Source organism: Hymenobacter fastidiosus (assembly GCF_039539565.1).
GTDB lineage: Bacteria > Bacteroidota > Bacteroidia > Cytophagales > Hymenobacteraceae > Hymenobacter > Hymenobacter fastidiosus.
This window is the reverse complement of record NZ_BAABDJ010000039.1, coordinates 47,059-59,972: the sequence shown is the minus strand read 5'-3', so window position 1 is coordinate 59,972 and position 12,914 is coordinate 47,059. Positions and strand designations below refer to the sequence as shown.

The window sequence follows — 12,914 nt, the reverse complement described above, 5'->3', positions numbered from 1 at the left end:
TTATTTGCCGGCCCGGGGTTGCGTGTTTTCCTGGCGAGGGCGCCGGAAATTGCCTGTTAAGTCTGCTGTTGTTCAGGCGATGGGTAGAGAAACTACATTATAGTAGCATCTTTAGGGCGTTAATTATGCTCCCGATGCCCCCTACCAAGCTACAATCAGGCATTTTACTGGCTACGCTGTTACTTATTTTCCGCAGTGGCCAGGCCCAGACCCGCCCGGCCCCGAAGGCCGCGGAACCCACCACTTCGGAGCTGACGGTACGGGTAACCCTACCCGCGGCCCTGACGGCGGTGAAAGATTACGCCACCATCATTGTCTCGAAAGACCAGGACAAGCTCAAAAAAATAGTCGAGCGCCGGAAGCGCAAAACGGAAAATCCGGTGCTTACCTTTTCCTTTTCCCTGCCCAAAACTTGGGTCAACAAGCTAGCCGGCAATAATTAGCCCCTTGGCTGGCCCTTAGCAGGAGCCCGAACCGCCAGAGCAGGGTTGGGCCCGAGTGCAGCCGAGGCCTCTCGCGTGCTGACGTTGGATTTGTCCCATGTTTGTTTGTCCCATGTTTAAACGCATTATGCTTACCAGTCTGGGTTGGCTGGCGCTTTGCCTGGCCTGCCGGGCCACCAACACGGTGGCCGTGGACCTCACCATCCGGCCCGAAACCCACTCCTTCTCCTGCCGCTACACGCTCACGGCCCGTAGTCCGGCGGCGCTGACCCGCCTGGCACTCAATCTGAATAAGCAGCTACGGGTGGAAAGCGTAAGCGGACCGCACCTGCGCGCCCAAACCGCCCGGCTGTTCTACGACGGATTTCAGAAGGACACGCTCCGGCAGCTGACGCTGGATTTCACCGGCGCCCGCAGGCAGCAGACGCTCACTATACAGTACAGCGGCCAGCTGCCCAAGCGGTTTTACACCGACAGCCTGGCTGAACTGACGCCCTATGCCAATTGGCTACCCAACCTGCCCGACCGCGAATATGAGCCCGTGCGCTACCGCCTCACGGTGCACGTGCCCCCCGCCTACCAGGTGGTGAGCACCCACCCGCCCCGCCGCACCCGCTCCGGCTACTACGAGTTTGCGGGCACCGCGCCCAACATCGAAATCACGGCTATTGCGGCCCGGTACTTCACCCGCCTCGCCTCGGCGGCGCCCGGTCTGGCGGTGGTGCTCTACAAGGCCAACCAATCCGCTACGGCCGCCGACTCGCTGCTGCTCCGGCAGGCCCGGCGCATTATCACCTACCAGAACCAGATCATTGGCCGCCGGGACCCTATCCGGCAGTTTACCTTCCTGCTGCCGGGCACCAACCGCAACGCGGGCGGCCTGCTGGACAATGCGGCCGTGATTACCTATCCTGATTTCGATACCCGCGACCCGGCCGAGCTGCTGATCCTGGCCCACGAAATCAGCCATAAGTGGTGGGGCTACGGCACCTGGAACGACTACAACAACTGGCTCAATGAGGGCTTTGCCGTGTACTCCGGCCTGCTTTACCTGCGTGCCGCCGGCGACACGGCCAGCTTCCGCCAGGGTCTGGCGAAGCGCCGCGCCTCGGCCGCCACGGCGCCCGCCGTGCTGAACTTCGACGTACGGCAGGGCACCTACGCCACCTTCCGGCAGGTGATGTACGACAAGCCTACCATCATTCTTTACGAGCTGCACCAGCGCCTCGGCGACGCGCCGTTTTTCCGGATTCTCACCGCCACGGCCGCCGCCAGAATCAGTACCACCCAAGCCTTCCTGGAGCTGGTGGAGCGCGAAACCAACCGCGAAACCCGCGACTGGCTGGCGCTCCAGCTAAGCACGTAGCGGTGGCCGGGCTACGCGCTGCGCTCCAGCAGCAGCGACATAATGTGGGGCAGAGCGGTGCGGTCGTCCTCATCAAACCACTCCCGCAGGCTGACGCAGTGCAGCCCCTGCTGCCGGGCACTTTCCAGGTAGTCGGATAGGTGATGCACGTAGCAGGGCAGCTCGAATACGCCCTCGGGGGTGACGAAGCGGGCTTTGCTGCCCTGGTACTGCCGGAACGGATGCAGCTCGCCGAGGTAGAACCGGCCACCAACCTGCAACGCCTGCCGGGCCTGGGAGAAGACGAAATCCAGGTCCGAAATATGTTCCAGAATCAGGCTGCAGGTGATGAGGTCGGCGGGGCGGTCCGCAAAAGTCCAGGGTTGGGTGATATCAGCCTGGCGGAAATGGACGTGCGGCGGCAGTCGCTTCTGCTGCGCTTGATGAAGCATTTCGGCCGAGAAGTCGACGGCCGTGAGGTGGCCGGCTTTTTCGGCCAGCCACGTGGTGTTCTTGCCCGTGCCGCAACCCAGCTCAATCACCGTCGGAAAAGCGCCGGCGGGCACCACGTCCCGAATGGCCCGGGCTTCCAGGTCGCGGGTTTTGTTGATGACGGTGTCGTAGCTGGCGGCCCAGGCGTTGTAGGCTTGCTGGATATTCATGAGTCAGGCGTTAAGCAACAGGTCCGGTTAACCGAACGCCTGTATGGAAGTGGCCCGGCGCATCTCTGAGTTAACCAACTTAACCTCATCATTTTAGCAGCAACGTCGGCACGCGGGAAACACGAAGGGGGGCGTCGCTACCCCGTTCAGCATCTGCTTCTCCGACTTCACTAGGCGCTGCAGCCCGGCTTCAAAATACGGTTGCCGCTGGCAATGTTCCGCTATTTCATGCGCGTTTGCCCGGCTCAGCCGTAAACAGCCCCACGGAGCGCGGATATCCTGCCCTTCCCCGGCCTACCTGGCCCACCCACCAGCCCCTTACATCTCACCATGAATACATTCACCGTAGAGCGCCTATCCTTCGACAGCCTCAGCGAACTACCCAACTCCTGGAACAACCAGGATTACATCGAGCTGCTGCGTCTGATGAGCTATGACAGCCCCGAAGACATCGAGCCCGCCGAGCTGAAGGCCATGTGCCTGATGTCGTTGGCTGACCTGGAACCGACCGAAGCCGCCCAGCTGGTGCTGGGTTACCTGCTGGAAGATCAGCTCAACGCCGGCCAGACCGAAAACCTGGCCCACAACATGCTGACGGAAAAGCTGTGGGAAGAAAACCCCGAGCTGGGGCAGCACCAGGGCTTTTTCAAAGCGACCCAGCTGCTGTACGAAGCCTACAACGGCAAATTTCCGCGGACCGAAGCCGTACAGTTTCAGGTCCAGCTCACCGCCGCCGACGCGGACAGCCTGGCCGTATTTGCCACCCAGCCCGAAGCGCCCCTGTTGCGGCTGCTGGCCCAGGGCATGCCGGATAATACCCTGCTCAAACGTCTCTTCAGCGAGCAGCTGGCGGGCACCAGCTTCCCCGAGGCGAAGGATATTATCTGGCAGCTGCGCCAGGTTAGCGCGGCCGACCAGTCCATCCTGTTCGAGGTGGTCAGCTCGGCCTATTGGCTGGATGATTTTAAGTATGCCGATTCCTATGAGGCCACCACGCAGGCGGAGGAAGTAGTGGCGGAAGCCGAATAACCGGCTTTTCCGGCCCTGACTCTGGCTCTACCCCACAACCGCTTCCAAGCTACGGCGAAGGAGCGGTTGTGCTTTGTACTCCCTATGGAAACCTACGTTCTCGGCGATATTCACGGCGGCTTCCGGGCCCTGGAGCAGGTGCTGGAGCGCAGCGCCTTCCGCCCCGGCCTCGACCGGCTCATCCAGCTCGGCGACGTAGCCGATGGCTGGCCCGACACGCCCCAGTGCGTAGAGCGCCTGCTCAGCATTCCGCACAGCATCTGGCTCCAGGGCAACCACGACTGGTGGACGGCCGAATGGCTGGCCACTCGCTTACCGGTATCGGAGCTGAGCCCGGGCTGGCTTAGTCAGGGCGGCCGGGCTACGTATGAGGCTTACCAGCGCGGCCCGCACGAGCAGCTGGGCCGCCACTTCACCGCTTTTTTCGGTCAGCAGCGGCCCTACTTTGAAGACGACCAGAACAACCTCTACGTGCACGGCGGCTACGACCCCACCCGGCCCATTGCCGAACAGGAACCGGCGGAGCTGATCTGGACCCGGGACCTGTGGCAGAATGGCTGGGAAGCGCTGGGCTACACCGAATGCTTTATCGGCCACACCCCCACCGGGGCCAAAAGTCCGGTGCCCGGCCAGCGCGCCAACGTGTGGAACCTGGACCAGGGCGCGGGCTACTCCGGGCGGCTCAGTATGCTGAACGTGCGCACCAAGGAGTTCGTGCAGAGCGACCCGGTGCCGGAGCTGTACCCGGGCGTGAAGGGGCGGTGATAGAAATTGCTTTAAAACAGTAACGCCCGACCAATTGGCCGGGCGTTGCTGTTTTAAAGCAATTTCTGCTTACGAATGCAGCTTGGTCATCGTCTCCACGATTTCTTCCGAGATGCCCGTGCTGCTAAAGCCGCCGTCGTGCAGCAGGTTCTGCATGGTCACGTAGCGGGTCAGGTCCGAGAACAGGCTGACCACGTAGTCGGCGCAGGCTTCGGCCGGAGCGTTGCCCAGCGGCGACATCTTGTCGGCGTAGTCGTAGAAGGCGTCGAAGCCGCCCACGCCGGTACCGGCCGTGGTTTTGGTCGGCGACTGCGAAATGGTGTTCACGCGCACTTTCTTCAGCCGACCAAGGCGGTAGCCGTAGTTGCGGGCAATGCTTTCGAGCACGGCCTTAGCCTGCGACATGTCGGTGTAATCGGGGAATACGCGCTGGGCGGCGATGTACGACAGGGCTACCACCGAGCCCCATTCGTTCAGCGCGTCCTGCTTTTCGGCCACGGCCAGCATCTTGTGAAACGACAGCGCCGACACGTCCAGCGTTTTCTGGAACCATTCGTAGTTCAACTCGCCGTAATGCTTGCCCTTGCGGATGTTGGTGCTCATGCCGATACTGTGCAGCACGAAGTCGAGCTTGCCGCCCAGGTGCTCCTGCGCCCCCGTGAACAGCTTTTCCAGGTCTTCCATCGACGTGGCGTCGGCCGGGATGATGGGCGCGCTGCATTGCTCCGAGAGCTTGTTGATTTCGCCCATGCGCATGGCCAGCGGGGCATTAGTCAGCACGAAGCGGGCGCCTTCGGCGTGGGCCTTCAGGGCTACTTTCCAGGCAATGGACTTCTCATCGAGAGCCCCCGAGATGATGCCGACTTTGCCAGCGAGGATGTTATTGGACATTGGTTTTCTAGTTGGTCGTTTTTGGTTTTTGGTTTTTGGTTGTGGTTTTTGGCCTGTTCAAACAACCACACCGCTTTAGGCAAATCAGCTTTGCCGCTACGGCACCCCAAGTTTACGAATAACCAAAAACTAAAAACCAAAAACTAACCACCAGCCCTACCCCACCAATTCCTCGCCGCGCATGGCCAGCAGCTCGCGGGCACTCTGGAAGGCATTTTCGCTGGGCTTGGCGCCCGCAATCATGTGGGCAATTTCACGGATCCGCTCGTCCAGCGTCAGCTCCCGGATACGGCTCACGGTGCGGTCGGCGCGGTCTTCCTTGTACACGAAGTAGTGGGAGTCGCCGGCGGCGGCCATCTGGGGCAGGTGGCTGATGGCAATCAGCTGGTGCTTCCGGGCCATCTGCTGCATCATGCGACCCACTTTCACCGCAATTTCGCCCGAAATACCCGTGTCGATTTCGTCGAACACGATTGTCGGCAGCGCGGTTTTGTCGGCCAGCATGTACTTGATGCAGAGCATCAGGCGGGAGAACTCCCCGCCCGAGGCGGCTTTGCTCAGCGTCTGGGGCTGAGCCCCCTTGTTGGCCGTGAACAGGATGCTGACCACGTCGAGGCCACTGGCGGCGGGCTCCCCGGCCGCGTGCTGCACCACGATACGGGCGTGGGGCATGCCCAGCTCAGCCAGCAGCCCGCCCAGCTCCTTCTCAAACTTCGGAAACGACTTCAGCCGGCTTTCCGACAGCTTTCCGCCCTGCCGCTTCACCGTGGCCAAGGCGCCCTCGGCATCCTTGCGCAGACGACTGATTTCCTTGTCCAGGTTCAGCACCGAGCCCACTTTCTGCCGCAGCTCGTCGCGCACGGCCAGCAGGGCTTCCACGTCGCGCACCTGATGCTTGCGCTGCAGGTTGTAGAATACGTTGAGGCGCCCCTGCAGCTCGTCGATGCGGGCCGGGTCGCCTTCGGTGCGGCGCTCGGCGGCTTCCACTTCGTCGGCAATGTCGTGCAGCTCAATCAGGCAGCTGTCGAGGCGGGACTTCAACACCTGGAACTGGTCGGCGTAGGCCGCAATCTGACCGAGCATCGTGGCTGCTTCCTTCATGCTGCCCGTGGCGCAGTACTCACTTTCGCTCAGGCTCTGAAAAGCCTGGGTCAGCTTGTACTTGATTTCCTCGGCGTGCTCCAGCTGCTTCACTTCCTGCTCCAGCCCGTCCTGGTCGTCTTCGTCGAGGCGGGCTTCTTCCAGCTCAGTGAGCAGGAAGCTGTGGTAGTCCAGCTCCTTATTGGCCTGCACCACCTGATTTTCCAGGGTTTTCAGGTCCGCTTCCAGCTTGCGGTACTGGCGGAAGGCGTTGCTGTACTGTCCCCGCGCCGGTACCAGGCCGGCGTAGAGGTCGAGCAGGTTAAGCTGAAACACGGCGTCGCCCAGCAGCAGCGTGTCGTGCTGGGAGTGAATGTCCATCAGGTTGGCCCCGATTTTCCGCAGCGCGTCCAGCGTCACGGGCGTATCGTTCACAAAGGCCCTTGATTTACCCGTTGGGCTGATTTCGCGGCGCAGAATACACTGGGCATCGTAGTCGAGGTCTTCCGACTCGAAGATATCCTGGAGGTGATAGGTCGAAATGTCGAATTGCCCCTCAATGACGCACTTGCGCTGGGTGTCGAACAGCATCTTCGAGTCGGCGCGGTTACCGAGCAGCAGCCCGATGGCCCCGAGCATGATGGATTTGCCGGCCCCGGTTTCGCCGGTGATGATATTCAGCAGCGCCGAAGGCCGGAGCTCCAGCTGCTCGATAAGGGCGTAATTTTTTATGCGAAGGTCAACCAGCATGACGCGTCAGTTAGGAGGATAAGGCCCGAAACCGGCTGAATGACCGAAGTTAAATCAACTCCCGAAGCGCTTCAGCGGCTTCCAGCGGCATTTCGACTAATAAAATTAGTCATTCCTCCCAACAACGCAAGTATGCGCCAAGTATTTTAGCAACAACTCCTGGCCGATCCGGTAGTCATTCATCCCGGGTCGCAGCCCAGGCATGAGGGTTTCGCAGACCGCTTACGGCAAGTAGTTGCCGATCTACTTCAGCAGGGCCTGGTACTTGGCCGAGTTGGTGGGGTCTACCTCCGACATCATCGTCACAATCTGCTGCTTCTGCTGGGCATCCTGGGTGGTGCGGAAGATATCCGTGATTTCCTGCGACTTGGCCGTGAAGAACGAGCGGGCCAGCAGCGTACCGGGCCGCCGCACGGCGGCCTGCTGCACGCCCTGCAAAGCAGAGAAAATGCTGGTCCGGGCTTCTACCGGCTTCTCAATAAATACGTCGAGCCCCTGGCGGTAGTAGGCGTAGCTGCCCGAGCGCAGGGCTTCCAGCTGCGGGTCCTGCAGGTTGTTGAGCAGCCAGTAGCGGTTGTTCGACTCCGCGTCTTTCCAGCCATTATCACTCTCGCTGGTGACGCTCTGGGAAGCCGCGTTGTTGAGAATATTGCGGGCCTGATCGTAGTAAGGCGAGCCGCCAAGCCGCGAAAAGCTGTCCTGGTCCATGCCAATAATGAGGTAGGCATAGAAGCTCAGCAGCGACGACAGATTGCCCACGAAAGCATTTTCCGAATAGTCGATTACCGGCACCTGAGGGTCGTAGCGGAACACCCAGTTCTTATCGACGAAAGACAGAATATTCGTCTCGTAGCCCGTGCCGTACACCGGCCGGGTCGTAACAATACGGGCGGTGGCTTCATAGAGGCCGTTTTCGGGAATCTTATTGATGCCGATGAAAAGGCGGCAGTTGATGCGCTCATCGGGCCGGAAAGTTAGCCGGGTGAAGGGGCGGGTGTTCAGAAAGTTCTGAATGCCGCTGCTCATCTGCTGAATGAGCTGCCGGTCGGTTATGGCCACGTTCTCGGCCGTCACCTGTACCTGCACGTTAAGCTCCTGCGCCCGCCCCGGGTGAGCCAGCAGGATGAACAGCAACAGCAGCGGAATCAGAATTTTACGCATCACGACGGGACAGGCGGGCAAGGACGGTTCGGACAATATCGTGGGCCACGGCGGCTTTCGGCTTCAACTCAAAGATAGTCATTTGGCCTCCGGCCTCCAGCAGGGTCACTTTGTTGGTATCGTGGCGGAAGCCCGCGCCGGGGTCGCGCAGGGAATTGAGCACCACCAGGTCGAAATTCTTGCGGTGGAGCTTGTCCAGGGCGTGGGCTTCCTCATTATTGGTCTCCAACGCAAAACCCACCGAAAATTGTTCAGCCCGCTTCGTGCGGCCCAGCGTGGCGGCAATGTCCACGTTCTTCACCAGCTCCAGGGTGAGCGTGTCGCCAGCCTTTTTGATCTTGTTCAGCGCTACCTCCCGCGGCTTGTAATCGGCCACGGCGGCGGCAAACACCCACACGTCGGCGGCGGGAGCGGCCACGGCGGCGGCGGCATACATCTGGTCGGCCGTTTCGACGCGGATGGTCTGAATATGCGGGTGCGCGGGGGCCGTCAGGTTGGTAGGGCCGCTGATGAGGGTGACTTCCGCGCCGGTTGCCGCAAACACCTCGGCCAGCGCGTAACCCATCTTGCCGGTGCTGTGGTTGCCAATGAACCGCACCGGATCAATGGGTTCATAAGTGGGGCCCGCGGTGATAAGGACGCGCATTTTCAATTATAGCAGTTTCGGAATCGGGGTACCGGTCATTGGCTCCGGTCCGGCGGCTTTTTCAGCCGTCGGACCGGTCGACGGTCGCGGATATTGGTTCATGCTGGCGGGTTGTGCTGGCGGCGACCGGCCCGACGGCTGAAAAAGCCGCCGGACCGGAGCCTGTTGCCCATTGACAGATGGCTGACATGAGCCTGCTTCAGAACGACCGGTTTTTAATTTTTAATTAAAAAGAACCGTTCCAGCTCCGCCACGATATCCTCCGGCTCCAGCATTCGACCGGGGCCGGAAAGGCCGCTGGCCAGCTCGCCGGCCGGGGAGGCCAGCACGTGGTTGCCGAAGCTGCGCAGCCGCTCGAAGTTCTGCGTTACGGCCGGGTGAGCATACATATCCAGGTCCATGGCGGGGGCCAGAAACACCGGGCAGCGGGCCGAAAGGTAGACGGCCGCCAGCAGGTTGGGGCAATGCCCCTGAGCCAGCTGAGCCACCGTGTTGGCACTGGCGGGGGCCACGACCAGAGCATCAGCCCAGAGGCCCAGCTGCACGTGGTTGTGCCACTCGCCGGCGGCTTCATCCTTGAGAAAACCCGTAAGCACCGGCTTTTTAGAAAGCGTGCTCAGGGTAAGGGGCGTGACAAAGGCCGAGGCCGAGGCCGTCAGAATGACTTGCACCTCAGCCCCGGCCCTGATCAGCAGACGTACCAGCGTAGCAGATTTGTACGCGGCAATACTGCCGCATACGCCCAGCACTATCTTGCGGCCTTGCAGCGGCATCGCGTGGCAGTAGCTACTACTTACTCGACAACGCGCAGATTGCCGTTCTCGTCAAACTCCGACGGCGTGCTGAAGTAGATTTTGCCTTCCAGAAACTCCTCAATGGCGAGGTTGGTCGGCTTGGGCAGACGCTCGTAGTGCTTGGAAATTTCGATCTGCTCGCGGTTTTCGAACACCTCTTCGAGGTTATCGACCGTAGTGGCAAACTCCGCCAGCTTGCCGTTCAGCTCTTCTTTCAGCTTCACGGAAATCTGGTTGGCCCGCTTCGAAATGATGGCCAGGGACTCGTACACATTGCCGGTTTCGTTGGCGAAATCCGACATGTTGCGGGTCACGATGGAGGCGGAGACGTTGTTCGGAGCTTTCATTTTTTGAGGGGCTGTTTTTAATGTGCTGATGCTTTTAATGTGCTAATGTGGGCTGATGTGCTAATGTGAGAATGTGCTGATGTAGATTAATGTGCTGATGCTTTTAATGTGCTGAACTGTTCATGGGCTGCTTTTTAATGTGCCAGTTTAGGGCAGCAGAAACGAGGACCATGAACACCTCAGCACATTCTCACATTAGCACATTAACCATCCACACATTAATCCACATTAGCACATTAGCCCACATTAGCACCTTAATTAGAGGCCGTGCCTGCTGGTTTGAGCTTGGCAATTTCGGCTTGTGCGGATACGTACATAGTTTCGGCTTCCTTCAGCGTTTTGCTCTGCGGGTAGGTATCGAGCAGGTACTGGTAGAAGGGAACCACTTCCCGGTACCGTTCCAGCTGCTTTTCGGCCACGCTTTCCTTGGCCAAGCTGTACTGGGCGCCTAGTTTCAGGAAGGCGGCCTGCTCGTTGTAGGCCGAGGCCGGGAACTGCTGCTGAAACGAGGTGAAGGCCGTGACGGCGGACTGGTAGTAGCGCACCTGATAATACAGGCGGGCACTTTCGAAGGCCTTATTTTCCAGCTTCTTCTGCAGCTCCAGCGACATGCTTTCGGCCTCGGGCCGGAACTTGCTTTCGGGGTACCGGTTCAGAAACTCCTGAATCGACTCGATGGCGGAATACGTGTTGGTCTGGTCCAGCTCAAATTCCGGCGAGTCGCGGAACAGGGATTTAGCGTTCAGGAAGGTAGCTTCCTCGGCGTAAATCGAGTTGGGGTACGTGTCGGCAAAAGCCTTGAAGTAGTAGGCACTCAGCACGTAGTTGCGCTGTTGGTAGTTGGTATTGGCGAAGTAAAACTGGGCCTTTTCGGCCTCCGGGCGGCCTTTCAGCAGCGGCACCAGATCTTCGAGCAGCGTACCGGCTTTGAAGAAGTCGCCCTTTTCGTAGTACTGCACCGCAGCCTCATACTTTTTGTTGGCGTCGCCGTTCTTGAGCAGCTTTTGGTAGCCGGAGCAGGAACTCAGCAACAACGTGCTCAGAAACAGAAGAAAAAAGGCAGGGCGGAAATGCAGCATAAGGGGCGCAAAGGTAGCGGATTGCGAAACCGAATCAAAGGAAGGGAAAGCGGGGTTATTTAGCCCGGGGCCTGGGCGGGGTAACCGCCGCTGGTCGGGCCGGGGTAACAGGCCGGGGCGACCCGGCCCGCTTCACGGTCTTCGGTTTGATCGTGGTGGTTTTAGTTTTCGCTTTGGGTTTTAGCTTGGGCTTCGGCTTGGCTTTCCCCGGCAGAGCGAAATGCTTGCCCAACACCAGGCGGCGCGTGGGCCGTTCCTTGGGGCGCCAGCTAAAGTCCTTCAGCTGCTTGTCGGATTGCTTGAGCTCGTGGGGCGGAATAAAGCTGGCGTCGGCGTTGGTGAGGTAAGAGATAGTCTGGAGCTTGCTGTCGGCAAAGCGCAGCGTCATGTTGGCGCTCACGGCTTTGTTCATCCCGGTCAGCGCCGTATCCCCCTCAAGAGCGAAGTAGAGGCTCTCCGCGTTGCCAAGCACGTTCACTTTTTTTAGCTTGCTATCCACGAAGTAAGCCAGCATGTTGCGCCCCTTCACCTGGTTGAAGTTCAACAGCGTATCCTGCCCCACGATAAACGAGTTGGCGTACAGCCGCATCTGGTCGATCTTGCCTTTACTCTGGCGCAGCTCCATGCTGTCGGCAGTGAGCTGGTTGTTATCGGTCCACAGCACCGGCCGCTTGTTGAGGTAAATGATGGAATTCTGGCGGTCGTAGGTCAGCGAGTCGCAGCGGCCCTGCAGGTCCTTGCGGAAGATTTTCACCTTCGGGTAGGCATACAGGATGCCCGCCGTGTTTTTCGGGGCCCGCCCTTCCACGCTCACCAGCGTATCAGCGGCCAGGTAAAGCGTATCCCCATCCGAGATATTGCGCATCACGGGGCTGCTGCCGTACACTTTTGTGCGCCCCCGGGCCCGCCAGTACCGGCCCACGTCGCCGCGCAGCACGATGTTATCTTTCTTGGAAGTCATCGACACGTGGCCCGTGGCGACCCCGTACTGCTTCACCTCATCGTACACCAGCTTGTCGCCGCCCAGCAGGTAGCTCGGGGTTTCGATTTTGGCGTTGCGCTGGAAGTTGGAAACCTTGGTAACAGTGTTGTAGGTGCCGTTTTCGGCGTAGATGTTCCCCTGCTTGCCCTTGATGCGCGTGGGCCCGAAGAAGTAGGCCACTTTGCTTAGCGTGTTATACTGCAGCGTATCGGTGGTGATGTCGTTTTCCTTGGTCACCAGGTGCACGTTACGCTTGAAGCTGAATACTTTGCTGGTCGTGTTGTAGTAGCCGTATTGGCTGTCGAGCGTGTTTTCGGGGTCCACGAGGTGGCCGCCGGTGCTGTAGTACGCCAGGTTTTTGCTCAGGTCATAATCCAGGACCTGGGTGGTGAGCGTCATGCGCGGGTCGCGCATGGTCACGTTGCCGGTCATGCGGGCCTTGCGGGTGTCGCCGTCGTAAGTACCCCGGTCGCCGGTAATGGTCACGGTATCATTATCAACGATGCGCACGTTGCTGAACGCCTCAATGGCATTGCGGTCCAGATACTGGTAAGCGGAGTCGCAGTAGAGAAACGTGTTTTCCTGTTTGAAGCTCACGTTGCCGATCAGCTTGCGGATTTCCACGCCGTTGAACGTACCGCCGATCAGCTCCCGGGTGCCGGGCAGCAGCTCAATGCGCTGGCCTTTGGGCGCAGTAGCCGGCGCGGGCCGCTGCTGGGCCAAAGACGCCATAGGCAGCAGCGCTGCCAGAAACAGAAAAAAGGACTTTACGAACGGCATTTCCCAACAAAGGTACGGAAGGCCCGCCGGTAACGCCCATCTTTGCAGGGTAGTGCCTTTTTTTGAGAGGCCAGAGGCTAGAACTACTTTTCTGGTCCCCTCCTTTTTTCAAGGAGGGGTGCCCGAAGGGCGGGGTGGTTAACCAGCGCCAGAGGACTAG

Annotated in this window: 13 protein-coding genes; 4 read left to right on the top strand and 9 right to left on the bottom strand. The window is 59.8% G+C overall.

Annotated features, from left to right (window positions below; genetic code table 11):
- The first annotated feature begins 134 nt into the window (after window positions 1-134).
- Window positions 135-443, top strand: coding sequence for a hypothetical protein (locus tag ABD833_RS17945; protein WP_345074879.1), 309 nt, complete (start codon window positions 135-137; stop codon window positions 441-443).
- A 112-nt stretch (window positions 444-555) separates the two neighbouring features.
- Entirely contained in the window at window positions 556-1,809 is a 1,254-nt protein-coding gene (locus ABD833_RS17940) for a M1 family aminopeptidase (RefSeq protein ID WP_345074877.1), read from the top strand.
- Window positions 1,810-1,820: 11 nt separating this feature from the next.
- Here the strand turns inward: ABD833_RS17940 and ABD833_RS17935 are convergent, their stop codons facing one another.
- A complete protein-coding gene (locus tag ABD833_RS17935) occupies window positions 1,821-2,450 on the bottom strand; it encodes a class I SAM-dependent methyltransferase (protein ID WP_345074876.1) in 630 nt (209 codons plus the stop codon).
- Window positions 2,451-2,780: 330 nt separating this feature from the next.
- Between ABD833_RS17935 and ABD833_RS17930 the strand changes: the two genes are divergently transcribed.
- Together ABD833_RS17930 and ABD833_RS17925 are read left to right on the top strand one after the other, a co-directional pair.
- Entirely contained in the window at window positions 2,781-3,479 is a 699-nt protein-coding gene (locus ABD833_RS17930; RefSeq protein ID WP_345074875.1) for a hypothetical protein, read from the top strand.
- Between the two features lie 84 nt (window positions 3,480-3,563).
- Window positions 3,564-4,244 carry a metallophosphoesterase gene (locus ABD833_RS17925; RefSeq protein ID WP_345074873.1) on the top strand — a complete coding sequence of 227 codons (681 nt, stop codon included), beginning with the start codon at window positions 3,564-3,566 and terminating at the stop codon, window positions 4,242-4,244.
- 69 nt (window positions 4,245-4,313) lie between these two features.
- On the opposite strand, the gene ABD833_RS17920 is transcribed toward ABD833_RS17925, so the two are convergent.
- The 8 genes from ABD833_RS17920 to ABD833_RS17885 form a co-directional block, all read right to left on the bottom strand.
- Window positions 4,314-5,135 carry an enoyl-ACP reductase FabI gene (locus tag ABD833_RS17920; RefSeq protein WP_345074871.1) on the bottom strand — a complete coding sequence of 274 codons (822 nt, stop codon included), beginning with the start codon at window positions 5,133-5,135 and terminating at the stop codon, window positions 4,314-4,316.
- 156 nt (window positions 5,136-5,291) lie between these two features.
- The gene (gene recN / locus ABD833_RS17915) at window positions 5,292-6,965 is read right to left on the bottom strand and encodes a DNA repair protein RecN (protein WP_345074870.1); all 1,674 of its coding nucleotides are present in this window, start codon (window positions 6,963-6,965) and stop codon (window positions 5,292-5,294) included.
- 243 nt (window positions 6,966-7,208) lie between these two features.
- The gene (gene porD / locus ABD833_RS17910; protein ID WP_345074869.1) at window positions 7,209-8,126 is read right to left on the bottom strand and encodes a type IX secretion system protein PorD; all 918 of its coding nucleotides are present in this window, start codon (window positions 8,124-8,126) and stop codon (window positions 7,209-7,211) included.
- Window positions 8,119-8,772, bottom strand: coding sequence for a phosphopantothenoylcysteine decarboxylase domain-containing protein (locus ABD833_RS17905; RefSeq protein WP_345074868.1), 654 nt, complete (start codon window positions 8,770-8,772; stop codon window positions 8,119-8,121). The genes porD and ABD833_RS17905 overlap by 8 nt, the downstream gene beginning before the upstream one ends.
- 215 nt (window positions 8,773-8,987) lie before the next feature.
- Window positions 8,988-9,545, bottom strand: coding sequence for a flavoprotein (locus ABD833_RS17900; protein WP_345074867.1), 558 nt, complete (start codon window positions 9,543-9,545; stop codon window positions 8,988-8,990).
- 20 nt (window positions 9,546-9,565) lie between these two features.
- Window positions 9,566-9,913, bottom strand: coding sequence for a DNA-directed RNA polymerase subunit omega (locus ABD833_RS17895; protein ID WP_345074865.1), 348 nt, complete (start codon window positions 9,911-9,913; stop codon window positions 9,566-9,568).
- 254 nt (window positions 9,914-10,167) lie between these two features.
- Window positions 10,168-10,992, bottom strand: a complete 825-nt coding sequence (locus ABD833_RS17890; RefSeq protein WP_345074864.1) for an outer membrane protein assembly factor BamD — start codon at window positions 10,990-10,992, stop codon at window positions 10,168-10,170.
- A gap of 55 nt (window positions 10,993-11,047) precedes the next feature.
- A complete protein-coding gene (locus ABD833_RS17885) occupies window positions 11,048-12,754 on the bottom strand; it encodes an OstA-like protein (RefSeq protein ID WP_345074862.1) in 1,707 nt (568 codons plus the stop codon).
- Between the last annotated feature and the right edge of the window lie 160 nt (window positions 12,755-12,914).